The 24,969-nt window shown below is 53.8% G+C and carries 25 protein-coding genes and 1 pseudogene; 11 read left to right on the top strand and 15 right to left on the bottom strand.

Going from position 1 to position 24,969, the window contains the following annotated elements:
• Positions 1–9: 9 nt before the first annotated feature.
• On the top strand, positions 10–1,026 hold the full coding sequence (locus BMX45_RS24695; protein WP_254778247.1) for an alpha/beta hydrolase: 1,017 nt from the start codon (positions 10–12) through the stop codon (positions 1,024–1,026).
• Positions 1,027–1,110: 84 nt separating this feature from the next.
• Here BMX45_RS24695 and BMX45_RS24690 read toward each other — a convergent pair whose 3' ends face one another.
• Positions 1,111–1,416: a hypothetical protein gene (locus BMX45_RS24690; RefSeq protein WP_009594879.1), complete on the bottom strand. Its 306-nt coding sequence runs from the start codon at positions 1,414–1,416 to the stop codon at positions 1,111–1,113.
• A 186-nt stretch (positions 1,417–1,602) separates the two neighbouring features.
• Between BMX45_RS24690 and BMX45_RS24685 the strand changes: the two genes are divergently transcribed.
• Positions 1,603–2,088 carry a GAF domain-containing protein gene (locus BMX45_RS24685; protein ID WP_090912829.1) on the top strand — a complete coding sequence of 162 codons (486 nt, stop codon included), beginning with the start codon at positions 1,603–1,605 and terminating at the stop codon, positions 2,086–2,088.
• Between the two features lie 76 nt (positions 2,089–2,164).
• Positions 2,165–2,527 carry a hypothetical protein gene (locus tag BMX45_RS24680; protein ID WP_012818992.1) on the top strand — a complete coding sequence of 121 codons (363 nt, stop codon included), beginning with the start codon at positions 2,165–2,167 and terminating at the stop codon, positions 2,525–2,527.
• Positions 2,528–2,586: 59 nt separating this feature from the next.
• Here BMX45_RS24680 and BMX45_RS24675 read toward each other — a convergent pair whose 3' ends face one another.
• From BMX45_RS24675 to BMX45_RS24660, 4 genes are all read right to left on the bottom strand, one after another.
• Entirely contained in the window at positions 2,587–3,159 is a 573-nt protein-coding gene (locus tag BMX45_RS24675) for a hypothetical protein (protein WP_254778245.1), read from the bottom strand.
• A gap of 201 nt (positions 3,160–3,360) precedes the next feature.
• Entirely contained in the window at positions 3,361–3,558 is a 198-nt protein-coding gene (locus BMX45_RS24670) for a YwbE family protein (protein ID WP_006208161.1), read from the bottom strand.
• Positions 3,559–3,730: 172 nt separating this feature from the next.
• Positions 3,731–4,537 carry a C40 family peptidase gene (locus BMX45_RS24665; RefSeq protein ID WP_090912703.1) on the bottom strand — a complete coding sequence of 269 codons (807 nt, stop codon included), beginning with the start codon at positions 4,535–4,537 and terminating at the stop codon, positions 3,731–3,733.
• Positions 4,538–4,956: 419 nt separating this feature from the next.
• Positions 4,957–5,721 (bottom strand): pirin family protein, encoded by a 765-nt coding sequence (locus BMX45_RS24660; RefSeq protein WP_090912702.1) that lies wholly within the window; start codon positions 5,719–5,721, stop codon positions 4,957–4,959.
• Positions 5,722–5,958: 237 nt separating this feature from the next.
• On the opposite strand from BMX45_RS24660, the gene BMX45_RS24655 reads away from it, so the two are divergent.
• Positions 5,959–6,645, top strand: coding sequence for a response regulator transcription factor (locus BMX45_RS24655; RefSeq protein WP_090912700.1), 687 nt, complete (start codon positions 5,959–5,961; stop codon positions 6,643–6,645).
• Positions 6,642–8,135 (top strand): sensor histidine kinase, encoded by a 1,494-nt coding sequence (locus BMX45_RS24650; protein ID WP_090912698.1) that lies wholly within the window; start codon positions 6,642–6,644, stop codon positions 8,133–8,135. Before BMX45_RS24655 ends, BMX45_RS24650 begins: the two co-directional genes overlap by 4 nt.
• Here the strand turns inward: BMX45_RS24650 and BMX45_RS24645 are convergent.
• From BMX45_RS24645 to BMX45_RS24610, 8 genes and pseudogenes are all read right to left on the bottom strand, one after another.
• A complete protein-coding gene (locus tag BMX45_RS24645) occupies positions 8,125–8,757 on the bottom strand; it encodes a nitroreductase family protein (RefSeq protein WP_090912697.1) in 633 nt (210 codons plus the stop codon). The two genes, BMX45_RS24650 and BMX45_RS24645, sit on opposite strands and share 11 nt — an antisense overlap.
• Positions 8,758–8,815: 58 nt before the next feature.
• Entirely contained in the window at positions 8,816–9,829 is a 1,014-nt protein-coding gene (locus BMX45_RS24640; protein ID WP_090912695.1) for an ABC transporter substrate-binding protein, read from the bottom strand.
• A 185-nt stretch (positions 9,830–10,014) separates the two neighbouring features.
• Positions 10,015–10,347, bottom strand: coding sequence for a 4Fe-4S binding protein (locus BMX45_RS24635; RefSeq protein WP_090912693.1), 333 nt, complete (start codon positions 10,345–10,347; stop codon positions 10,015–10,017).
• Positions 10,344–11,961: pseudogene (locus tag BMX45_RS24630) on the bottom strand (FAD-dependent oxidoreductase). The gene BMX45_RS24635 and the pseudogene BMX45_RS24630 overlap by 4 nt, the downstream one beginning before the upstream one ends.
• A 56-nt stretch (positions 11,962–12,017) precedes the next feature.
• A complete protein-coding gene (locus BMX45_RS24625) occupies positions 12,018–12,881 on the bottom strand; it encodes an ABC transporter permease (RefSeq protein WP_090912691.1) in 864 nt (287 codons plus the stop codon).
• Positions 12,882–12,919: 38 nt separating this feature from the next.
• Positions 12,920–13,816: an ABC transporter permease gene (locus BMX45_RS24620; protein ID WP_090912689.1), complete on the bottom strand. Its 897-nt coding sequence runs from the start codon at positions 13,814–13,816 to the stop codon at positions 12,920–12,922.
• A gap of 181 nt (positions 13,817–13,997) precedes the next feature.
• Complete coding sequence (locus BMX45_RS24615) at positions 13,998–14,336, bottom strand: 4Fe-4S dicluster domain-containing protein (protein ID WP_090912687.1); 339 nt, start codon at positions 14,334–14,336, stop codon at positions 13,998–14,000.
• Complete coding sequence (locus BMX45_RS24610; protein WP_090912685.1) at positions 14,333–16,039, bottom strand: FAD-dependent oxidoreductase; 1,707 nt, start codon at positions 16,037–16,039, stop codon at positions 14,333–14,335. Before BMX45_RS24610 ends, BMX45_RS24615 begins: the two co-directional genes overlap by 4 nt.
• 327 nt (positions 16,040–16,366) lie before the next feature.
• Here BMX45_RS24610 and BMX45_RS24605 point away from each other — a divergent pair, with 327 nt between their 5' ends.
• The 6 genes from BMX45_RS24605 to BMX45_RS24580 all read left to right on the top strand — a co-directional run bounded on the left by BMX45_RS24605 (position 16,367) and on the right by BMX45_RS24580 (position 22,527).
• Positions 16,367–17,068: a response regulator transcription factor gene (locus tag BMX45_RS24605; protein WP_090912827.1), complete on the top strand. Its 702-nt coding sequence runs from the start codon at positions 16,367–16,369 to the stop codon at positions 17,066–17,068.
• On the top strand, positions 17,065–18,072 hold the full coding sequence (locus BMX45_RS24600) for a HAMP domain-containing histidine kinase (RefSeq protein WP_090912683.1): 1,008 nt from the start codon (positions 17,065–17,067) through the stop codon (positions 18,070–18,072). Before BMX45_RS24605 ends, BMX45_RS24600 begins: the two co-directional genes overlap by 4 nt.
• A gap of 182 nt (positions 18,073–18,254) precedes the next feature.
• The gene (locus tag BMX45_RS24595; protein WP_090912681.1) at positions 18,255–19,025 is read left to right on the top strand and encodes an ABC transporter ATP-binding protein; all 771 of its coding nucleotides are present in this window, start codon (positions 18,255–18,257) and stop codon (positions 19,023–19,025) included.
• A complete protein-coding gene (locus BMX45_RS24590) occupies positions 19,000–20,949 on the top strand; it encodes an ABC transporter permease (protein ID WP_090912679.1) in 1,950 nt (649 codons plus the stop codon). Before BMX45_RS24595 ends, BMX45_RS24590 begins: the two co-directional genes overlap by 26 nt.
• A gap of 43 nt (positions 20,950–20,992) precedes the next feature.
• Positions 20,993–21,604, top strand: a complete 612-nt coding sequence (locus BMX45_RS24585) for a DedA family protein (RefSeq protein ID WP_009594880.1) — start codon at positions 20,993–20,995, stop codon at positions 21,602–21,604.
• 80 nt (positions 21,605–21,684) lie between these two features.
• Entirely contained in the window at positions 21,685–22,527 is an 843-nt protein-coding gene (locus BMX45_RS24580; RefSeq protein ID WP_009594940.1) for an undecaprenyl-diphosphate phosphatase, read from the top strand.
• A gap of 168 nt (positions 22,528–22,695) precedes the next feature.
• Here the strand turns inward: BMX45_RS24580 and BMX45_RS24575 are convergent, their stop codons facing one another.
• Both BMX45_RS24575 and BMX45_RS24570 read right to left on the bottom strand, forming a co-directional pair.
• Entirely contained in the window at positions 22,696–23,361 is a 666-nt protein-coding gene (locus tag BMX45_RS24575; RefSeq protein ID WP_090912675.1) for an N-acetylmannosamine-6-phosphate 2-epimerase, read from the bottom strand.
• An 8-nt stretch (positions 23,362–23,369) separates the two neighbouring features.
• On the bottom strand, positions 23,370–24,860 hold the full coding sequence (locus BMX45_RS24570; RefSeq protein ID WP_090912674.1) for a PTS transporter subunit EIIC: 1,491 nt from the start codon (positions 24,858–24,860) through the stop codon (positions 23,370–23,372).
• Between the last annotated feature and the right edge of the window lie 109 nt (positions 24,861–24,969).

Raw genomic sequence — 24,969 nt, 5'->3', positions numbered from 1 at the left:
CATCTGAGTATGTATATCGCGATTGTCTTGCTGTTCACCGTCGTTGTCATCGCCGCTGCCATCACGCAAATCGGATATCTGCAGATTACGCGGATGCGCGTAAAGAATGACCTCAAGCTGTTCACGGTGCTGGAAAAAGCCGGACTGTACAGCAGAGAGAAATATGAATCGCTTCAAAAGAACGAAGTGGCGATCAAGAGCTTTGACGGGTTGAAGCTGTGCGGCGCAGCCATTCTAAACAATCCCGGCTCCAAGCATTGGATGCTTCTTGCCCACGGCTATACCGGTTCGCGAGCCGTCTCCACCCAATTCATTGATTTGTTTACGGAAGAGGGTTACAACGTGCTCCTGATCGATCAGCGCCGGCATGGACGAAGCGAAGGACGCTATACCACCTACGGTTATTATGAGAAACACGACGTGCAGGCGTGGGTGCGCTGGATTACCCGCAAGTACGGCGAGGATGTGGCGATCGGGCTTCATGGACAGTCGCTGGGAGGCGGAACCGTGCTGGAGTATTTATCCATTGCCGATCCGCAGGTCAAGCTTGTCATTGCGGATTGCCCGTATTCCGATTTGACGGATTTAATGCGGCATCAGCTCACGCGCATCAACAAAATCCCCTCCGTGCCGTTCCTGTCCTGGGTAAACGCCAGAATTCGGCGCAAAGCCGGGTTCAGCCTCGATCAGGTCAGCCCGATCCGTGCTGTTCGGAACAGCACGCTTCCGGTTATGTTCATCCATGGCACCAAGGATAATTACGTGCCTACCCGAATGAGCATCGAGATGTACGAAGCCAAACCGGACCCGAAAAAACTTCTTCTTATCGAAGGCGCTATCCATGCGAACGCTTATCATGTGGATCCCGAGCAATATCGGGAAGGCGTGCACTCTTTCCTTCGTGAACATATAGATCAACCCGTCCAGGCACCGCTGCCGGAAGCTGCCCGCGCAGCGCAGCCGGAAGCAGCGCCAGCCCAAAATACCTTCCAGCTGGAGCTGGACGGATCCCTTGAGACGGTATAGAACGGCGGCTCAAAAAGCCCCCTCACCACACGCTGGATCCGCGTGAGTCGGGGGCTTTTTTCAATTGTTATGCTGTTATCTGCCCTACGCCATGGAATCGGCCTTTTTCGGGTTCACCGGTTTAAGCACTTCATCGCAAAGCTCCTTAAGCCTGATCTGGATTTCCTTGAACTCCTCGATCCCGGCTCCCGTGAGGCTGTACCCCTCACCGTGCGCGGTCAGGAAGTTCTCCTCGGTCAAGCGTTCAAGTTCATGCTTAACCTCCCGGTCGCCGACCTTATATCCATGACGCTCCAGCTCGGGCTGCATCTCGCTGATCGTAAGGTCCCGCTCATGGGCGTGATAGAGCATATGAATACCGATAAACAAATTCTGAACGTCTGCGCGCATTCGATCTTCTCTCCCTCCACCTGATTGAATTGATACCTGGTCATGTCATACATTACCCCTCCGGCATGGTCAGGAATCAGCCGGATTCGCCGGACTCTTTCTTCCCAGTGGCTTGTCCCTTGACGAATATCATATACTTATACTAAGGTGAATGAATCAACGCAAATGAAGGAAGGGCGGATATCCATGTTTCAAAACACACCCTATGAAGGCACTAGGAGCGAGCAATACGCCCAGGTCCTGAATCAGTTGAAAGCACTTATCCACGACGAGCCGAATGCCATTGCCAACTTGTCCAATGCATCTGCGCTGCTCAAGCAGTTCCTGTCCGATACGAATTGGGTCGGCTTCTATCTGTATGATGGCAAAGAGCTGGTGCTCGGGCCATTCCAAGGACTGCCCGCTTGCATCCGGATTCCGATGAATCGTGGAGTTTGCGGAACCGCTGCGGCTAAACAGCAGACACTGCTTGTAGCCGATGTACATGAGTTCCCGGGGCACATTGCCTGCGATGCGGCTTCGAACAGCGAGATTGTGGTGCCCATGATGGTGGATGGCGCATTGTATGGCGTTCTGGATATCGATAGTCCGCTCAAGAACCGTTTCGACCAAGAGGATCAGGCCTTTTTGGAGGATTTTGTCCATATATTGGAAGGGCAGCTCACATTATAATTCAGGATGATTTGACGTATTCTTCCGTACACTAACCAAGGATTTGAAACCACAATTCTTAGGAGGAATACACGCCATGTATCCAATGAATAACAACAACTCGCAAATTTCGCAGCAAATTCGTCAGTGCGAGCAAATTCTTCAGCAGCTGACCCAGCAAACGCAGCAGGGTTCGGCTATGTACCAGCAGCTGATGCAGCAAGAGCAGCAAAATGCAGCCCGACTCGAGGAACTCGCTCAGCGTGAGCGTCAAGCGGCGCAGATGATCCAAACTGCCCTTCAAGGCCATCAACAGGCGATGCAGCAGTATCAGCAAATCTCCCAGATCGTTAAACAAGTGGAGTACTCTGTACAAGCCCACAACCAAACACAGCATATTCAGCCTTCATACGGCCAACAAGGTTTTCCTAACACACATCAGGGTCAAGGCTTCCAATAAGCATGCTAAAAGGGGTAACCCGCAGGTTCCTAGAATCTGCAGGTTACCCCTCTATTGCTTTATTCCTTCTCCTCGCTTACGCTGAATTCGATCTCGGCTTGTATCTTATAGCGCTTTGGCTCTTCCCCGTTCGAACCGCTCTGACTCGCGCCCTGCGACATGGAATCAATCACGAAATCCGCGGATCCGTAGACGACGTAGCGCCCGCCCGGAAAACCATCCTTCAGCGAATGGATGAAATCTTTGAATTTCTTGTCGTCCCTGCTGTCGTATCCACCGCCGATTTCGTAATATTCGCGCAGCGGCTTGCCCTTTTTCAGCTTGGTTGTAATATAGGGCTCGTTCATGGCATAACTGATGTTGTAGTCTCTTGTGAGCTCTTTCATCGGGAAATAAAAAGCGGAGGCCGCATGGCCGATCGTAATCTCATCCTCTTCGCCGATATACTCCAGTTCCCCGTATACTTGAACTTGATCTCCCTGTTCATACTCTTCTTTCTCGCTAACGAGTCGATACACGAAGTCCCCGTCGGTAATCTCCGCCTGATTCCCCCTGGCAGCTTTATTCAATGAAGGTCCAGTCGGATCTGCCCCCTGCGTCTCCTGCTTCGCGCAGCCCGTTAACATCAACATCAAGATAAACCCCATATAAAGGTATCTTCTCATCTTTTTTGTTCACCTCAACCTCCAGACGGATGGATTGTGAGCAATGTTGCATGGAAATGCAAAAAAGCCGCATCCAAAACTCCTCAGATTTGCGAAGTTTTGGATGCGGCTTTTGGTTTGCTATATCCCAGGCAGCCTATGGCCTTTAGTCTCGAACCGCATCGAATGTTACGACTCGTAAATGTTCTTCACCCGTCCCACTTGGCCGTCCTGAAGACGTACTTTAATGCCGTGCGGATGGTTGGGCGAATTGGTCAAAATATCTTTGACCACGCCGCGGGTTAATTTGCCCGTTCTCTGGTCCTGCTTCAGTACGATATCAACCTCAAGCCCCGGTCTGATATTGGAACGCTGCCCACCGTTCATCATCGTCCCTCCTGTTCCTATCTTCATGCTGTTGTCCCGTTCCTACTGTCCACCTTACTGAAATCGAAAGCGAAATGCAAATCGCATAACACAAAGGACTGCCCGTTAAAGATCGTTCAGATCTCCCAACCGGACAGTCCTTCTGTTTTTATTCTAACCTTGGAACGATGTTTTATAGTACGCTTCCGCCGTGCATGAAGCGGTGTTTCCAAGAATCGCCGAAGTTACCTACGAGGACCCCGCCCGATTGTTTCGAGTACGTATGCAGCAGCTTGTTGTCTCCCAGATAGATCGCTACGTGCGTAATCCGCTGTTTGGACTTGTCCAATCCGGCATAAGCGGATGCTGATGAACCTCGGTAGCTCATGAAGAATACCAGATCCCCGCGCTTTAATTGATTGACGTTGTAAACAGCCGTTCCTTTATCTTTGACGTACTGCCCTTGCTTGCGGGAATCGCTTGGCAACGTAATGTTAGCGCCGTCCATGAATGCGCGGCGAACAAATGCCGAGCAGTCAAAGGTACTCGTTGAATTGCGGTTAGAACTGAATTCGTACGGCGTGCCCAGATACTTCATGCCTGCACTGATTACTTTTTCAACGCTTGCGCTCGCAGAAGGCGCCGTGCTTCCCGAATTGCCGGAAGTGTTAGAAGATCCGCTGCTTTGGTTAATATATTTAGACGAAGCATATCCTTGCTTGCCGTCCGAAGTTTTGATCTTATACCAGCTTGAGCTCTTGCCCAGAATTTGAACGCGCTCACCCTTATGCACGCGGTCAACGACTTTACCCGAAGTCGAAGGCTTATTGCGCATGTACACATTCGAGCTTGCTACACCTTTGGTTACAGACTGCACGCTGGCAGCAGACACTTCATTCACGGACCCATATCCATAAGAACCAAGAACCGCTGCTGATAACAGCGCTCCGGCCATCAATTGTTTAAATCTTTTTTTCGAGAAAATAACGATCTCCCCCATCTCGTTGATTGTGGAATGACGAAAATGTCATTTTCGTGATCCCGCAATCATTATAGACAGGCTATATCTCGGGACGCATGCTACCATCCTCACAAAAACACATGCCAACTATTGGTAAAGAGGAGGACTTTAGTCTCTTATTATACTTAAATTTAGTATAAATAGATTATTATAGCAAAAAAACATGCCAAAATAACCCAACCAATCCGGCCTAAAGAAGTCCGGATTTCTTTGTTGGGTCTTTCTGCTTACCAAATATATGTATTTTTCCTTGCGATTGCTGCGTGGAAGATGACCTCTATTCCCTGTCATACTTTTTTTTAAAAAAAAGCCTGATCAGACGGATACCCCATCTGACAGGCTCTAGTTTATCGTACCATCTCAATTTCATTCCACTACAATATTGTAAACTTTTGACCCTATGGCCGCTTGGAATAGAGCGGATATCCAGGGTTTTCCGGTACGTCAATCAGGATGACCCTGACATTCTCTTGCGCCTTAAGGCTTATCGTCTCACCTGGCACCGTATCGATTACCATAAAGTCCCGATGATGAAACATGAGGCTATCCTCTTCCGTGCTAAAGCTGCCGGCTCCCCTTACGGCTAGCGCAGCCGCGCGCCTGCCGGTTTTCAGTTCATATCGTGCTTCGTGCCCGGCCAGAATTTGAATATCGAGCATCTTCACGTCCACGGACAGATCGGTTGGGGCGGAACCGCCGATCATTGTTTTGACCAATCCCCCCTGGATGCGGGTTACCGGATAAGAGTCCGGACGATACTGACGACAGGCCGGGTTTTGCTTCAATGAATCGCGAAGATACGGCTCAAACCAAATCTGGAATCCTTCTGCATCCGGCCCGGTCAGAAGTTCCTCATGCGTAAGTCCGGAACCTGCCCTCATCAATTGCAGGCCTCCTGGCCCTATTATGCTGTGCGTACCATGCGAATCCTCATGGTCGCACTTTCCCTGAATCATATAAGTCACGATTTCAAAACCCTGATGGGGATGAGACGCGATATAGCCTTCGACGGGCGCACGAAACCAGGACCAATAGAAAAGAGGCCCTACCCGGGTCACGGCTGACCCTTCTCCGGAGAAACCGATCGGCTTCAACTCCGTTATCCTTCCTCCATCGAGTGAGCCCTTGCCCTGATTCTCGGGTGGATATACATTTCCTATCATGTCCAGTCTCCTCCTTTCACCCATCCATGATGGATCTTGAACAGGTGCTGCATTGATTGTCTTGGCTTTAAGATAGTATTAACGATAACCGAACAGATATCAACATCCTTAAATTCCCTGATTTGAGAATGCATATTTGCGAATCATTTTTCAGTTTATTTTCAGTTCGCGTTCAGAATTCATTCAGCTACGTCACGTATGATAAAGTTGAAGGAATGAAAGAAGAGGAGTTTTGTCATGGGATCCATGCATCGTATTCGCGTTTTGCTTGTGGATGACGAGCCGCATATACTGCAATTTCTGGAGCTTGGTCTCCAAAATGAAGGGTTTGAGGTGCGCACGGCCTCCGATGGAGAATGTGCATTAAGGGAAGCCGTCTGCTTCGAACCGCATGTCATCGTTCTGGATGTGATGATGCCGGGAATGGACGGTCTTGCGGTGTGCAGACGTTTGAAGGAGGAAGGCCGGGATGTTGCGGTCATAATGCTCACCGCGAAGGATGAGATCGATGACCGTGTAACGGGCCTTATGACCGGAGCGGACGACTACATGGCCAAGCCCTTCAGTTTTGAAGAGCTGCTGGCCCGCATTCAAGCTCGGCTCCGCAATCAGTTCCCGAGCCTGCTTGGCGAAATCCGGCTTGGGCCATTCACCATCGATGACCGCAAGAAAGAAATTTCATACCTGGGAGTAGCCTTGGAGCTTTCCCCTACGGAATATAAACTGCTCAAACTGCTTGTGACCAAACACGGCAGCGTTCTGAGCAAATCGAACATATTGAATATTGTGTGGGATTATGACTTTGGGGGAGAGGATAACATCGTGGAGGTCTATATCCGATCTCTGCGAGAGAAGCTTGGGGACAAGGAGCATCGGGTCATTCGCACGCTTCGCGGAGCCGGCTACCGGGTGGATTTGCCATGAGTTTCCGAAACCGTATACGCGCATCTCGGCCAACGTCTCTGCGCACGCAGCTCCTGTCGCGTTCCCTTCTCGTCTTGGCGCTTCTGCTCGTGCTGATCGGAGCGCTGCAATATGTACTGATGAAAAACGCCCTGTTCCGCAATCAGGCCGAGGCGCTTTCGCTTCAGGTCCGCTCTATCCCCGTGGAGATGTGGGAGCCTGATCGCGTGCAACATAACCGGCCTTCTGTTCCGAATTACGACGCCCATGCGGGCATGCCCCGCCAGGAGGATAGACCTCTGCTCTTTCTGCCGAATATGTCGCTTGCCAAGATCGCAACGAACGGAAGCTACACCGACCTGGCCAGTGACAACGGTCTGTCCGCGCCGCAGCTGGCAGCAGAGGCTTATACCTCGATTCTGGAGCAATTCAAAGAGCGTCGGCCCGTTCCGTACGAAGTGATTGACGATGCCCACGGCACCGAACAGATCGTTGTTTTTCGCCCTTACGGCAGCCCTAACAGCCCTTCCGGTATACTGCAGCTTGGAATGGATACGCAGCCGCTCCATGCCGTTCTGCTGCGGCAGCTGCTGATATTTGCCGCGCTGGCTTTGCTTGCCATGGCTGGCGGGGTTGCATTGTACCTGCCATTGCTGCGCAGGACGCTTAACCCGCTAAGCCGAATGGTCGAAACAGTGGAACGAACGGATGCCGGAAACTTGGCGGAGCGATTTCCGGCCATGCAGGGTCAGCAGGAGATTGACCGCTTGGCCCAATCGTTTAACGGCATGTTGAATAGGCTTGAGGGAGCGTTTGAAGCGGAACGCGAGGCGAAAGAGCAGATGCAGAGGTTTATTGCCGATGCTTCCCATGAGCTGCGCACGCCGCTTACTTCGATTCACGGCTTTCTGGAGGTGCTTGGCCGCGGCGCCGCCGACAACAAGGATCAGCTCCATGCAGCACTGTCCAGCATGCACGGCGAATCGAAGCGCATGAAGAAATTGGTCGAGGATTTGCTTCTGTTGGCCAAACTTGACCGTAAGCCGGAGCTTCATCTGCAGGATACCCGGCTGGATCGGCTGCTGCTAGAGATGGAGCCCCATCTCAGGATGCTGGCTCAAGGCAGGAACGTAACGATTCAAGCGGCAGCCGTGCTGTGCCAGTGTGACCCCGACAAGATCAAGCAGGTCATCTACAACCTGTTCCATAATGCGGTACAGCATACCGATTCCGACACAGGGCGGATTACCGTTACGGTGGATAAAACCAAGGACCACGCCGTACTGCGGGTCAGCGACAATGGAGCCGGGATTTCGAAGGAGCATCTGCCCCATCTGTTCGAGCGGTTCTACCGCATCGATGAATCCCGGACCCGGCAGCACGGCGGTGCCGGTCTTGGACTGTCCATCACCCAGTCCATCATGAACGCTCATGGCGGCCAAATGAGCGTGGACAGCACGGTTAACCAAGGAACGGTTTTTCGAGCGGAGTGGCCGGGCATCATTCCTTAGCCTGAAATACTCCTTCATGCACCAGTTCATTCAAGGATCGTCGGTCCGTAGGGACCTCCCGTTCCTGCAGCGTCTCCGGCAGCACCGATTTATCCCCGCGGTATCCAAGTGTTATGACCGCATGCAGATCATATTCTTCCGGAATATGCAGGACTTCGCGGGCAAGCCTATGGTCGAAGCCGCCAATCGCGCGAGTATTCAGCCCAAGCAAAGCAGCCTGCGAAGCGATTATTCCCCAAGCAGCCCCCGCATCAAACGCGTGGCTTCCGCCCGGTTCCCCATTGGCATTCAGCGTGTAGGAAACGAGCAGGACAAGTGCCGGCGCGCGATCGCTCCACACGCGGTTTCCGGGACGGATAAAGGACCGGAATCGCTCCCGCTCCTCCTCTGTTCGGGCGACGATAAACCGCCACGGCTGCCCGTTGCCCGAGGAGGGTGCCCACCGGGCCGCCTCCAAGACGGTATACAGCACATCCTCTTCGACCGGACGGGAGTCAAAGGCCCTCGAAGACCATCGATTCACAAAGTGGGCATGCACCGGATATTCGGGACGGCGCGTTTGTTCCGCCACCGTCCGCTTCGACAGGGCTGATACGATTACGGTTGGATCAGGTCTGGTCATAAGATCATCTCTCCTTACCCTTTGCGGGTTATTGTAATACAGCTTGGTCTAAGCTTGGTTAAGGCTTGATCAGCCAATCGTCCAATGCAAAATCGGTTTCCGCCAGCTTCTCTTCGACCAGGAAGGCCTTCGTTCCCTCCAGCAGTTGCAGCCCTTCCTCGGTAAATGGAACCTCCTTAATCAGCTCGATCGGGCTTACCTTCTTCACGTACTCCACCTTCGTGCTCTGCAATTCAGCCAGAAACGCATAGTACTCCTCCTGATGCTGCTTTAAATCCTCTAGCGCCTTGGAACGGGCTTCATTCCATGCCTTGGCGAAATCCGGATATTTCGCCAGATAATCCTCCGACACCGCGGTTACGCTGGTTCCGTACAGCTCGGGATGCTTGGTGGCATCGTCCAGCAGCGTATAGCCTTCATCGATTTGTTTGAGTGTATACACGCCGGTATTGGTCATCGCGTCGATTTCCCCGCGGGCCAGGGCAGCCTCCGCATCCACGCGAAGCAGGTGGATGACCTTCACATCCTCAGCCAGCCCCTCTTTCTTCAAAAGACCGGCCAAGTATCGGTGGTGGAAGGAGCCTTTTTGAGTGGCTACCGTCTTTCCCTTTAACTCTTCCAGGGAAGACGGGCCACCCTTCTTCGCCACGAGGTACCCGATGCTGTCGGTCGAGCCTTGGGTAATGACCTTGGTCTTCGCTCCCGTTGAACGTGACAGGATGGCCGGCGTATCGCCCAAGCTGCCAAAGTCCAAGCGACCGCTGATCAGCGATTCGCTCAAATCCGGACCGTTGGGAAAGGCGGTCAGGTTTACCGTTTCAATCCCGTGCTTCTTAAGCTCTTCCTGAATAATGCCCTTATGGAACCCCCAACCCTCGGCGCCTCCAGGCACATTCAGGGCATTGGTTCCTATATATCCGTAATTGAGCGTCTTCGGCACGCCGGAGCTTGATGCCTCCGTTATTTGATCTTTGGTGCCGCAGCCCTGCGAAAAAGCAAGCGCCGCCGCCACCAGCGTCAATAAAATCGCGTACCGCTTTCGCTTGTGTTGCTTAACGTTTCGATTCTCCATTCGATTTCTCTCCCCTCACAGATCCCATCTCGATATGGCATTGCCTCGCTTTCGCTTCTTGCGCCTCTAGCTTCTTACGGGGCTTCATGGAATCCCCGGCAAGCCCTGGCCTCAATGAGCCCCAGATCATGCTTCCCATGCAGACGGGAAGAGTGGAGCTGCCTGAAAAAGGGGCAGACTGACGGTTAAGGAACAGAACGCTTCGCGAGCTGAGCCAGAAACGCATGGCTGGATATGGACGTTCGGCCGGGTCCCCATCCCACCTTCTCGCGGTAGCCCCCCAACAGCTCGGCCTGCTCCAGCTCCGCCTCGCTTAGCCCGCTGAGCCGGTCCGGATGAGGCGCGACGTACATCGCGTCCGCCGGACAATAGAGCTCGCACATAAAACAGGTTTGGCAATCGTTCTGGCGCGCAATGACAGGCACATCGTTATCGACTGTATCAAATACGTTGGTCGGACATACGGAGACGCACAAATTGCACTGCACGCATCTGGCATCGCTGATCAGCTCGATCAAAGGGAAACCGCCTCCCCGCTCACGCGCTGCGCCCGGACGCTGATTTCATCCAACCCGGATGTAATCAGGCGGTAATGCTGCGTCTCGTCCAGCTCCGGATAATCAACCCGCTTATGCATTCCCCGCGTTTCCGTCCTGGCCTGCGCCGAGCGGTACATCCAGCGGGCGGTTGCAGCCATGGCCGCTGCCTCGCGTTTCTTCACCGCCTGATAATCAAGATGGATGGGTTCTTGCCGGATCGATTTCCATACGCCATCAAGCCGTTGCAACGAATCCCGAAGTCCCTCATCCGTACGGAACAGGTTCCGGTCATAAGGCATGACCTCTTCCTGCACCGCCCGAATGTATTCCTCCGCGGCAATCGGCGGCTTTTCCTGCAGCGAGCCGTAGGTACCGGAAGACACGATCGGAGCCGAAGACAATCCGTGCACCTCGCGTTTAGCGGCATGCCGTCCTAGCGATGGCATAGTCCGCCGCGCCTTCGCCCGCAAAGCTGCCGGAAGACATCGCCCAGGCGGCATTGTGGCTGCCGCCTCCGGTAAATCCGCCGCAGATCAGCTCCCTCGTTGCGGCGTCTCCGGCGGCATACAAGCCGGGGACCTTCGTGGCGCACGTTTCGTCCACGATATGAATGCCCCCGGTCCCGCGCACCGTCCCTTCGAGCCGAAGCGTGACCGGGAACATATCCTTGAACGGGTCGATGCCCATGCGGTCAAACGGCAGGAAAAAATTCGTCTGCGCCACCCGGAGCAGCGGCTGCAGATCGGCGGGTGCCTGATCCAATCGGGCATATACCTGTCGGTTCTCCAGCAGTTTTTTGGCAATGACGGAACGTCCCTTGGTCGAGCCCGCTCCCTCTACCACCGTGCCGTCCTCGTAGTAAAAGCTTGCATAACGGTAATACGCCGTTTTGGTCACCGAGGAGAACGTTGGCGATATGGCGTAGGCGTTGGAGAACTCCATGCCCGACATTTCGGCCCCGGCCTCGGCCGCCATCAGATAGCCGTCACCGGTCAACACGTTGCATCCCAGCGCTTTGCTCAGGAAGGCGCAGCCGCCGGTTGCGATGACAACGGCACCCGCGGTGACTCTCCAGGGATCGCCGCCCTGCGTGCTTACGCCAGCAGCGCCCCCCACTCCGTGTTCATCCGCCAGAAGTTCCAGCGCTGGGCTGTGGTCGAGTATTTTGACGCCGGCTCTTTTTACCAGCTTGCGCATGAGACGCATATACTCCGGTCCCTGCAAGCCGCGCCGGAATATGCCGCCATCCGGATCGACCGGGAACGAATACCCCCAGCCGCCAAGGCGGTTCATATTCTCGTAGGTTTGTTCCAGCACCCGATCCATCCACTCATTCTCGGCTAAGCGTCCGCCCATCAAATACCGGCTCATCTTCGCTTCCTGGCGCTGCCGCGCTTCAGGCTCCACGTACCATACGCCCGTGCCCGACGGCGCCGTTGCCCCGCTTGATCCGCAGAAGCCCTTATCCGCCAGCACGACATTGCTGCCTTTCGCCGCAGCCGTTAAAGCTGCCCATGCTCCGGCCGGGCCACCGCCAATGACCAGCACATCCGCTTCCAACTGAAGCGTGCTGCCTTGCATACGTGAACTCATGCGTGTTCCCCTCCTAATCATCATTGTCCCTCTGTTCTCTCATTCACGAAGCCTGATCATCCCTTGTAACTATCCCGCCACTTCAGCAAGCGGCGTTCCAGAGAGCGGACGAACAGATCCACCATCATGCCGACGACGGCAAAAACCAATACACCCACAAAAATTTGCTCCGTTAAGGAGGATTGCTTGGCAAGATTGATGAGAAACCCGACCCCCGACTGCGAACCGATCAGCTCCGCAACGACGAGCCCGAGCCAGGATACCGCCAGCGATAAGCGGAGTCCCATTAACAGGTTAGGCAGCGAAGACGGGATGATCAGCTTGATGATCTGCTGAACCCGGCTGTACTGCAGCACCCTCGATACCTCGAACAGCTTTTTGTCGACGCTCCGGATGCCGAGAAACGTATTGACGTACAGCGGAAAAAAAGCTCCCTTAGCAATGATCAGCACCTTCGACGTTTCTCCGAATCCGAACCACAAAATAATAAGCGGAGCGATCGCCAAATGCGGGATCATCCGCAGCATCTGCACCGTCGGATCCAGGAATATTTCCGACTTGCGGGAGAAGCCCGTCAGCAGGCCGAATATCAAGCCCAGGCTGCCTCCCAGTGCGAAGCCTGCAGCGGCGCGGCCGATGCTTATGCCCAGATGGGTCGCCATCTTGCCCGAGGCGATCAGATTCCAGAGGGATTCGAAAATCGCCGCCGGCGTCGGCAGGAAGAACGCATCGATCCAGCCAAGATTGCCTGCCAGCTGCCATAGGGCCAACACCAGAACCGGAAGGGCCGATCCGAGCGTAATGGCCCGTAGTAAGGATGCACGCCGGCGTTTGGAGCGCACGGCAGCAGGATTGGGCGGCTGCGATACAGAGGGTGACTGCCCCGCCGCAGGCAGCGCAAGTTCGTTCGCGTTATTCATCGTGTCTCCTCCTCTCTCTTGGAATCAGAAGCCGTGCTTTAGCCCTCATAGCTGTCGTTCCATTTCAGCAGCCTGCGCTCCATCAGCCTAACCGCGGCGTCTGCTGCTTTGCCGATAACGGCAAACAGGACGATGCACACGAACACGGTTGCGGTTTTGCTGAACTGTCTGGCATCCGTCATCAAATAGCCGATGCCGGACGTGGAGCCCATGATCTCGGCAACGACGAGCCCGAGCCAGGCCAGCCCGAGGGACAGCCGGATCCCGAGGAAGATATGCGGCAGGGAGGACGGAATGACCAGCCTGAAGATTTGCTGGATACGCGTGAAACCCAGAACCCTTGTTACTTCGAACCATTTGTTATCCACGCCGCGGATGCCCAGATAGGTTTGGATATAGAGCGGAAAGAAAGCCCCTTTGGCGATCAGCAGTATTTTGGACGATTCCCCGATTCCGAACCAAAGCACGAACAGCGGCGCAACCGCTAAATGCGGAATCATGCGGACCATCTGGATGGATGGATCGAGCACACGCTCGGATATGCGGAATACCCCGACCAGAATACCGAAGGCTAGGCCGAGAGCCCCTCCAAGGGCAAAGCCCGCCGCGGCACGAACCAAACTGATCCGCACATGACCGCCAAGGTCACCCGAGCCCGCCAAGTGGGCAAAAGCCTCCGCAATGCGAAGCGGCGTCGGGAAGAGCAGCTCCGAGATGTAACCAAGATCGCCGAGCACCTGCCATAAAACCAGCAGCGACACGGGAAGAACCGCGCCCGCAGCAAAGGTGCCCAGCGACTTCCTCCATATCCCGGCACCTGCTCCGCCCGGGGAGACCCTCTGCCGCTGCCCGGCGGCGGGCTCCGGTACCAGCGACTCGCTGCCGTGGACCGGAGCCGGAGGGTCATGCCGGTACAATCGTGCATGGTCACTCATTGCGATCACGCTCCGGCACGGGAAACGCAAATCTTTCATCATCTAACATGAACATCAGCCGAACCCGTTTCATAAGCGCACCTCTCTCCTCGAATGCAAAAGGAGACATTCTTCGAAAAACCGAAGGAATGTCTCCATTAGAATGGTTGACAGTATGAATGCTTTTGGTTTAGTTCCTGCTTTAACTTCGCCGGGGGAGAATCCGATCGATGAACGGGGTCTCGTCGATCTCGGCCAGCCGGGTCCGCCCGCGTCCCCAGCCGACCGTCTCTCTCCAGCTTCCGATGATTCCTACCGCGATCAGCTCTTCTTCCGTCACCTTCTGCTCCATATCCGCAAAGGGAGAAACATACAGAGCATCGACAGGACAATAAGCCTCGCATATAAAGCAGGTCTGGCAATCCTCCTGACGGGCAATGACCGGAAGCCCCGTCTCCGTCCGGTCGAATACATTGGTCGGACAGACCTTGACGCACAGGCCGCACTCGATGCACCGCTGCCGACTGACAACCTCGATCATGAGCCTTCCACCTCCCCGGCCGCTGCCGCGATCCAGGCAGCAGCCCCCACGGCTTCACTGCTCCTATTCCTTGAATCGCCATAGTTTCGGCAAGCGCCCATGGTACCTCGGCCTGCCTGCCGGGGCGGCCTCCCCTCAGGATACACCTGAATATGATCGATCCCGCTCACGGTCAGACGATGCTGCTGTTCCGGATTCGGATCCGGGTATTCCAGAAGGGTATGCATCCCTCTGGTTTCCCGCCGGGTCAGCGCAGCCGCATACATCCATCTTGCCGTTGCCGCCATGGCCGCCGCTTCCCTTGCCTTAATCCGCTCGCGCGAACCCCCGGTTACCTTTGCGTACACTTCCGGCCATAGCCCGTTCAGCCGTTCGAGCGATTGCTGCAGGACCGGTTCGCTGCGAAAATAATTGATATCCAGCGGAAACACCTCCCGCTGTACCGATTGAATCAGGCCGGATGCATCCATTCCCTGCCCATGTGCTGCGGATGGATGGGACATTCCGGCCCGCCCCGCACCTTGCAGGCGACGGCCGTCCGCAGAAGAACGCATACTCAGCGCATGCTTCGCCGCCGATTCGCCAGCCCACGTTCCCGAGCAAATCGCCCAAGAGGCATTAAAAGCCCCTCCGCCCGACTTGGCACCGGTCACCCGCTCCCGGGTTGCGGCATCGCCGGCGACGTACAGACCCGGTACCGTCGTCGCGCAATCTTCGCCGGTGATCCGGATGCCTCCGGTTCCGCGGACCGTCCCTTCATAGCGGAGGGTTAAGGGAAACCGTTCCTTAAACGGATCGATTCCCGCCCGATCATAAGGAACAAAGAAGATGGCGTGCGATTGCCTTAATATGCGCCGTTTCTCTTCCGTGTCGGCATGATTCAGCATGGCGTATACCGGTCCTTTGCGGAGCATCGTCGGCAGAAAATCATGCGGCCTGGGCCCTCCGGGACTGTACAACGTATTCCCGTCTTCGTCATAATACGTCGCCCAGTTGAGAAGCCGCCCCCGGGTCACCGTGCCAAACGCCGCGCTCGGCGCGTATTGGCGGCTGAATTCCATGCCGGATAGCTCAGCGCCAAGCTCTGCCGCCATGAGCAGCCCTTCTCCTGTAAGCACGTTGCAGCCAAGGCCCTTGCTCAGAAAGGCGCAGCCGCCGGTAGCAATGACAACCGACTGTGCCCGTACCTCCCAATCCCTGTTCTTCTGCCTGCATATGCCTCGTGCTCCACCGACCCCATGCTCGTCGGCAAGCAGCTCGAGCGCCGGGGACTGATCTAAGATCCGTACGCCCGCCCGGCTGACCGCGCTTCGCATCAGCTTCATATATTCCGGGCCTTGCAAATGATCTCGCATAGGGACCCCGTCCTCATCGCGGCGAAACGGGTATCCCCATGCCTCCACGCGTTCCAGATTGATGTATACCTGATCCAGCACGCGATGGATCCAATCCGGTTCCGATAAATAACCGCCCTCCTTCATCCGCTGGGCCACGGCTTCATCGCGCAGCTTATCGTCAGGAGGCAAATATAGCAGATTGGTTCCTCCGGGTGCCGTTGCCCCGCTGGAGCCCAGAAACCCTTTGTCGGCCAGTACGACCTTGGCACCTTGGGACGCCGCGCTCCAGGCTGCCCAAGCCCCTGCAGGACCGCCGCCAATGACGAGGACATCCGCCGTCAGTTTCAATTCATCCTGTACAAGCAATCGTTGATCCCCCCGCTCCTTGGTTGATAGTAAAATTGAGGTCCATACGACAAAAAGGAGATCATGAAGGATGCTCATGATCTCCAGCAGACTGGTCGATTAACATTTATCATAGTTATTCGATTGGAATTATCAAGTATATTATCAGCTGATGGCACAAGCGTCAAGACATTATTTCTTCGGAAGGATCGCCTAACAAAGCGAGACATTCGCTTCCGCGCTTTCCTGAGACCCACTGTCTTCGCTCACGCAATTTTTCCTTATATCCTGACAATTTGGTACAATACAGACGGTACGAGAATGTCAAATGAAGGGACTATGATCGATATGTTCAAAATTTTCATTGTCGAAGACGATGCCGGGCTGGTCGGCCTGCTGAAAGAATATCTTCATAAATTCGGTTATGCAACGCAGTCCGTTCATGATTTCGAGACGGTGCGCCATCAATTTGAATCGTATGACCCTCATCTTGTGCTTCTGGATATCAATCTGCCTAAATTCGACGGCTATTATTGGTGCCGGCAGTTCCGCAGCCTCTCCACCTGCCCGATCATCTTCATCTCCGCCCGCGACGGGAAAATGGATCAGGTGATGGCGCTGGAGAACGGTGCCGATGATTATATAACCAAACCCTTTGACTACGAGATCGTCATGGCCAAAATCAAAAGCCAGCTCCGGCGGGCCTACGGGTCCTATGCTGCCGGTCAGAATGAGCGGGTCCTCAGCATCGCCGGACTCACGCTTGACGTTGAGCGTCTCTCTGTTTCGCTCGGACCGACCCAAGCGGAGCTCAGCCATACCGAAGCCAAAATATTGGATGAATTAATGAAGAAGCCCGAGCAGATCGTTAGCAGGGACCGGCTCCTGGAGAAAATATGGGATGATCAGGCCTTTGTGGACGATAATACGCTGAATGTGTACATCACCCGCGTCCGCAAGAAACTCGCTGCCCTCGGAATCGAGGATGGCCTTCAAACCGTGCGGGGGCGCGGCTACCGACTGGTACCGAGCTGGAGGGACGAAGCATGAGACTATTTTTGCAAGAACAGCGTCCCTTGATGATTGTTTACATCGCCCAGCTTCTTGTCGTCACCCTGATCTACAGGCTGGACGGTTATCGCAATTTGACGGTCAGCCTGTACGCGGGCATCATCAGCTTGCTGCTGCTCGTCGGCTATCTCGCCTTCCGCTTCATTGCCAACCGTTCCTTCTATAAACGATTGGAGCAGCCGCTCCCGGGAGAACCCCTCATTGGCGAATCCTCGGCAGAATCCTCCCACACCCCGCTCGCCGAAGCGCTTCATCAGCTGCTGAAAACCCAGTTCCGGCATTACACCACGGATCTGCATAACTATAAGCATAAAATTGAAGGCCATCTGCAGTTCATCAACCAATGGGCCCACCAGATGAAAACGCCGATTTCGGTCATTCACCTGATTCTTCAGGATGATGATGACCCCCGTTTTGCCGCGATCGGCGACGAGCTGGACCGCCTCAAAAAAGGGCTCGATCTCGTGCTGTATACCGCCAGGCTCGATACGTTCGAGCGCGACTTCCATGTGGAAAACCTGCCGCTTCAGCGAATCGTCCGAAAGGTCACGTCCGAGCAAAAACGGCTGTTTATCCGGCGGAGAATGTACCCGTCCATCCGGATCGATTCCGGATTAACGGTGGCCACGGACGAGAAATGGCTCTCCTTTGTGCTGACGCAACTGCTGACCAACGCGGTTCGATATACGCTGAAGGAACAAGGTACCCTCTTTTTCAACAGCTACACCCGGGAGAATCAAGTCGTGCTTGAGATAAGGGACGAAGGCATCGGCATTCCCCAGAGCGACCTCCCGCGGGTGTTCGATCCCTATTTCACCGGAGAGAACGGGCGCCGATTCCAGGAATCGACAGGCATGGGCCTGTTTCTGGTCAAACAAATATGCGATAAGCTTGGACATGCCTTCGAAATCGAATCCAAGGTCGGTGAAGGAACGACGGTCCGCATCATTTTCGCGGATGCTGCGGACCATATCGCACAATGAATTCACCTGCAGATGGCAGGAATCGGCAGGACAAGCTCTTTAAGGGCGCTGCGGCATTTCCCGATCCGCTTACGCCGGCAAAAGAAACCTTACAAGGTTGTAAGGTAACTGTAAGTTGCGAATATGGCATGGACGCAAACGAATCTTTTACAATGATAACATCGTTATAGGGGAGTGAAGATATGCCCATCCTGAGCGTCAAGCATCTATCCAAAATCTATGAGGGCAAAGTGGCGTTCCAAGCGCTCAACAATATTCACTTCAACGTCGCCAAAGGCGAATTCGTCGGTATTATGGGACCTTCCGGCAGCGGAAAAACGACGCTCCTCAATCTGATTGCGACCATTGATCAGCCCACGGCCGGGGAAGTGGTCATAGGCGGACGCAATCCCCATCTGCTCAGCAGGAGCGATACCGCTCTGTTTCGGCGCAGGGAGCTGGGCTTCGTCTTCCAGCATTTCAATCTGCTGGATACGCTGACCGTCCAGGAAAACATCGTTCTTCCACTGACGCTGGAGAGTATGCCGCTGGACGAAATGGACATCCGGCTGAAGCGGATCGCAGACCGGCTTGGGATCGGGTCCATTCTGCACAAGCACACCTATGAGATTTCCGGCGGGCAGATGCAGCGCACCGCCATCGCCAGGGCGCTCATTCAGGAGCCCTCCCTGATTCTGGCCGACGAGCCGACGGGGAACCTGGACTCCAGAGCCTCCAAAGAAGTGATGCAGACGCTTTCCGCTTCGAGCAAAGAAGCTTCCGCAACGATTCTCATGGTCACGCATGATCCGGTGGCAGCCAGCTACTGTGACCGCGTCTTGTTCATCAAGGACGGTCAACTATATAATGAAATGTATTGCGGTGACAACCGCCAAGCCTTTTTCCAGAAAATCATCGACATGCTGGCGCTGCTGGGAGGAGGAAGTCATGACCTTTCGACAATTCGCTTTTAGGAATGTCCTGAGGAACAAGCGGACCTACGCGGCCTATTTCTTAAGCAGCGCATTCTCCGTCATGATTTTCTTTGTGTGCGCGCTGTTCCTGTTTCACCCTTCCATCACGGACGAGATGTTCTATCCGGTCGTGATCCAGGCGATGGTTGGGGCAGAGCTGATTATGTACGTATTCTCGTTTTTCTTCGTGCTGTATTCCGTCGGGGCTTTCTTGAAGACCCGCAAGCGCGAGTTCGGCATTCTGTTCATGCACGGCATGACGGACCGCCAGTTTAACAAGATGGTGTTTCTTGAAAATATGATCATCGGCGTAAGCGCGATCGCCACGGGCATCCTGTTCGGCATCATTACAGGCAAGCTGTTCCTGATGGCAGGCTCGGCCTTTCTCGGAGTCCCGCCCCTGCCGTTTCGGCTGAGTCTGCGCGCGCTGGGACTGACGATCGCGAGTTACGCGCTGCTATTTCTCATCATCTCGCTGTGCACGTCCTGGCTCCTGCGGCCCAAAGCGCTCATCGACTTGTTCCAGTCCGGACAGCGGCCGAAAACCGCGCCCAGAACATCGCCGTGGTTATCCATATTGGCGGCTGTCCTGCTGCTTGTCAGCTACGGCCTGGCAGCCACGACAAGCGCATCGACCCTCGCGCTGCGCATGTTCCCGGTTACCTTGATGACGATGATCGGCACTTATCTGATTTATTCGCAGTTAGGGGTTGCTCTCGTCCGCAGGCTGAAAGAAAGTCGACGTTTTACCTGGAGAAGAACCAAGCTGATCTCGCTATCCAGCCTGCAGTACCGGTTGAAGGATCATGCCCAGATGTTTTCGATGGTGACGATCGTGCTGGCCGTGTCTTTTTGCTCGGTAGGCGTATTCGCCTCCATTCCGGTGCTCACGAAGCAGTTCAACGAGGACTTCCCGGCCGCCATCGGTTATCTCGCCAAAACGGGAGATACCTCCGAAGAGCAGCATTTGAACGAAATCCGGCAGGAGCTGGAGTCGAGGAAAATACCGTTTGAAACGCTATCGTTTCGCGTTAAATATACGGATGCCGAACCGGCATCCGCACAGGCCGGTCCATCCGAGATTCCGTTGACGCTGATCGCGTTCTCCGACTATAAGGCGGCCGTCGTGATGGCGGGACTGCCGTTTGACGAACAGCCGCCGAGCGGCGAGGAAGCCCTTGTCCTCATTGCTTCGCAAAACGACAGAGCTTATACCCGCAACCGGGATTACGCTTCTTACCGGCTTCGGGATTCCGGCATCCGGCTGCGTGAAATCGGTTATTCCGATCATGTCGGCGTGCCGGAATACTTGCTGCCGGAGATGGACGACGATTCCCGTTTCGGCGGTCTTGTCGTCAGCGACGACATCTTTGCCGCCGTCACCGTTCCGGTGCGGCAGGAACGGTACACCGGCTTCTACGTGGACGATTTTACGGAGACGGAGGGAATCGTTCCCCATTTGGCTCCGGGCGGTGCCGTGCGCTATGAGATGGACCGGTCCTTTGCGCTGGCGGTCAGCGGTACGCTGTTTGCCCTTCGGGACAGCCTGTACAACATGCTGCTCTTCGCGGCATTGCTTGTGGGCACGGTGTTTTTTATCGCGGCAGGAAGCTTCCTGTACTTCCGCCTCTATGCCGATCTGGATTTTGACCGCAGGCATTATGCCACCATATCCCGGCTCGGCATGACGGACAGGGAGTTCAGGCGGATCGTTACCGGACAGCTGTCGCTGCTGTTTTTTGTACCGATCGGACTTGCGATCGTGCACAGCATCTTTGCTTTCATCGCGCTGCAAAGCTATTTTTATTTATCCATAGCGGCTGAAATGGGCATCGTGCTGATCAGCTTCCTGATGATGCAGGTCCTGTACTTTTTCTTCATCCGCAGCCAATATCTGCGCAAGCTGAAGCAGACCCTTATATAAAGGATGGCAAAGGCCTCCTTATCTTTTGAAAGAGGTGTAACTTTTGGAAAACTGGATTACGGACATTATGGAGAAGTTCGGCTATGTCGGCATCCTGCTGATGATTGCCCTGGAAAACGTGTTCCCGCCGATTCCCTCCGAGGTCATTCTGACCTTCGGCGGTTTCATGACAACCTACACGAAACTGACGGTGCCCGGCGTCATTATCGCAGCAACCATCGGCTCCGTGGTCGGTGCCGTCATCCTGTACGGGATCGGACGCCTGCTCGATGTCGAACGGCTCGAGAAAATCGTGGACCGTTGGGGGCATATCCTCCGCGTCAAAAAAGAAGACATCCGCAAGGCGGATGCCTGGTTCGATAAATACGGCTACTGGACCGTGCTGTTCTGCCGCATGATTCCGCTGATCCGGAGCCTGATCTCCATCCCGGCGGGGATGTCCAACATGAAGTTCGGCATGTTCCTGCTCTTCACGACCATCGGCACCTTGATCTGGAACGTCATTCTGGTATCCGTCGGGGCCGCCGTCGGCGATTCATGGGAAAATATCGTCGCCTTCATGGACGTCTATTCTAATATCGCTTATGCTGTAATAGCCGTGGCCGTGATTGCATTCCTGTTCTTCTTCTTCCGCAAGCGGAGAAAATCGGCTTGAGCTGGAACCACGCATTTCATGCCAAGCATCATTCATATCATTACATTTTACATTTTTAAGTAAGGGAGAGACCGCAGGTCATGGATTTTTTAACCATCCTCAAAGCAATTATTCTGGGAATCGTCGAGGGACTGACCGAGTTTGCTCCTGTATCCTCTACCGGCCATATGATCATCGTGGATGACATGTGGCTGAAATCCGAGGAGTTTCTGACGAAATACGTAGCCAACACGTTCAAAGTCGTGATTCAGCTCGGCTCCATTCTCGCCGTCATCGTGGTGTTCAAGGACCGCTTCCTGGATCTCTTGGGACTCAAGCGCAAAAAGCCCGAGGCCGGCGTACCGGCCGGTACGGGCAGACTGAGACTCAGCCAGGTTATCGTCGGTTTGATTCCGGCCGGCGTTCTGGGCGTCTTGTTCGAAGACCTCATTGACGAGCATTTATTTTCTACCGAAACGGTGCTGATCGGTCTTGTGATCGGAGCCATCTTCATGATCGTTGCCGACAAGGTCAGCTCGAAACAAGAGCCGAAAGTGGTGACTGTCGATCAAATTACGTACAGGCAGGCATTCAGCGTCGGGCTGATTCAATGTCTGTCGCTCTGGCCAGGCTTCTCCCGCTCCGGCTCCACCATATCCGGAGGCGTTATGCTGGGCATGAGCCACCGTGCGGCGGCGGACTTTACGTTCATCATGGCCGTGCCGATCATGTTCGGGGCCAGCTTCCTGTCGCTGCTGAAGAACTGGGAATACTTCACGCTGGAGGCTCTTCCGTTCTTCATCGCCGGATTCGTGGCGGCTTTCGTCTTCGCTTTGATCTCCATCCGTTTCTTCCTGAAGCTGATCAACCGGATCAAGCTGGTGCCGTTTGCGATCTATCGGATCGTGCTCGCTGCCATTATTGCGTTGGTGCTTTATCTGTAAAAACGCTCGTTCATGTATATGGAATGCACAAGATTAAAAAAAGCGGGGCTCCCCCAAAGTCATTTTCAATGACTTTGGGGACTGCCCCGCCTTTTATTAAGGGTTCGCGGATAGCTATCATACTAACAGACTATGGTGGAAGCGGCTCAAATCCCTTCCCAAGTCATGTTATAGAATTTCGTTTACCGCATTCGAGAACCATTTCGTGATAATTTGCGGCCTTGTTATCGCGCTGCCTACAACCACACAATAAGCTCCCATTTCGATCGCTTTTGCAGCCTGTTCCGGTGTGTTGAAGTTGCCTTCTGCAATGACTGGCTTTTTACACTGCTTAATCAGTTCTTCCAGCACGGTGAACTTCTCCATATGCTGAGACTGCGGTGTATAACCAATAAGCGTCGTTCCAATGTAATGGAACCCCAATCGATCTGCTCGCAGCCCCTCTTCCGTTGTGGAGATATCCGCCATGAACTTCTGGGAAGGATATTTTGTAAAAATCGATTGCAGGAATGCCTCATCCTGGTCCATCGTTGCTTGCACAGCAATAATCTCAACCCCCGTACCAACAAGCGCATCCACTTCGGTCATGGTCGCCGTAATGAACGATTGCATGCCCGGATAGTCTTTTTTGATAATGCCAATAATGGGCAGCTCAACTTGCTTCTTTATTTCCTCGATGTCTTCAACGCTATTAGCACGGATCCCCACCGCACCGGATGCGGCCGCCGCAATGGCCATACGTCCCATAATAAATGAACTATGCAACGGTTCGCCTGGCAAAGCCTGACATGATACAATTAATCCTCGTTTCACAATATGTTCCCTCCATGCCATATCCTCTTTTATTCTTCTCCAATAGCCTCATTTATCTTTTGTTTAATCAAATCGGCTTTAGCGCCAAATACAGCCTGAACCCCGCCTTTTACTTCCAATACTGCAGTAGCACCCAGTTCCTTGATTGTATCCTTATCTACTTTCGATACATCTTTGACTGCAACACGAAGTCTTGTAATACATGCATCGACATCTTCCAGGTTCTCCTTGCCGCCAAGCGCATTCAGCACTTTCATCGCGGTCTCTCCAATGCTGTCCTTGGTTTCAACCGATACGCTCTCCCCATCGCTTTCACGTCCAGGTGTCGCCACATTGAATTTCGCAATTAAGAAGCGGAACACCAGGTAATAGATGATAGCCCAGAAGAGCCCCATAATAATGACATAGATCCAATTCGTTTTGGCATTCCCCTGTAGAACCCCAAAGAGCATGAAGTCGATGGCCCCGCCAGAGAAGGTATTCCCGATACGAACGGATAACATATCCGCGATCATAAAGGATAGCCCATCTAGAGCCGCATGAATCACGTATAACCAAGGAGCGACGAATAAGAACATAAACTCAATCGGCTCCGTAATCCCTGTCAGGAACGATGTCAGCGCTGCACTAAAGAACAAACCAAACACAAGCTTGCGACGGTGCTTCGGAACGCAATGATACATCGCAAGACATGCTGCAGGAAGACCAAACATCATCGTAGCAAAACGTCCTGCAAAAAAACGGGTTCCTTCAGAGAACATTCCAACATGATTCGGATCAGCCAGTTCGGCAAAAAAGATTTTCTGCGCACCCACCACTTGCTGACCTGCAACCGTGGCGACACCGCCCAGCTCTGTGAACCAGAACATCGGGTAAATCATATGGTGTAGACCGACAGCACCTGTAAGACGAAGCAAGAATCCGTATAAATAGGTACCGAAATACCCCATTCCGGCTATAGCAGTCCCTGCCGCTACCAGCCAGCCCTGAAATGTAGGCCAGATTAAGAAAAAGATCCCGCCTACAAAAATAGCACTAAACGATGAGACGATCGGAATAAACCGCGAGCCTCCAAAAAAACCCAGAAAGGAAGGTAATTGAATCCCCCGGTATCGATTGTTCAAATAAGTAACCAGGATACCAATGACAATAGCCCCTACAACTCCGGTGTCAATGGATTCAACGCTTGGATTAAATACCGTGATCATTGCGCCAATCGATGCATTCATAACAAGGAACGAGACGGCCGCCGCCAGCGCTGCAGTACCTTTATCTTTTTTCGCTAACCCGACGGCAAGACCAATACACATGATTAGCGCTAAGTTGGCAAACACAACATTGCCGGCTGCCGACATAATTTGAAAAACAGCTTGTAAAAACCGCGTATTCAGAATCGGGTATGCAGCAATCGTATTCGCATTCGATAAGGCTCCTCCAATCCCAAGCAGCAAACCCGCAGCAGGCAGGATTGCAATCGGTAACATAAATGACTTACCAAGCTTTTGCAACTGTTTAAACATGGACTTTCCTCCTATTGGATCAATCATTGTATTCCATCGCGATATGTAGATTCTACATCATGAAATTATTTTAGTAAATATAAATTAACTGAAATTATTTTATTAATTG

The sequence above is a fragment of the Paenibacillus sp. cl141a genome (genome assembly GCF_900109305.1).
Taxonomy (GTDB): Bacteria; Bacillota; Bacilli; order Paenibacillales; family Paenibacillaceae; genus Paenibacillus_AQ; species Paenibacillus_AQ lautus_A.
The sequence above is the reverse complement of the archived record's forward strand: the minus strand, read 5'-3'. Positions and strand labels throughout refer to the sequence as shown.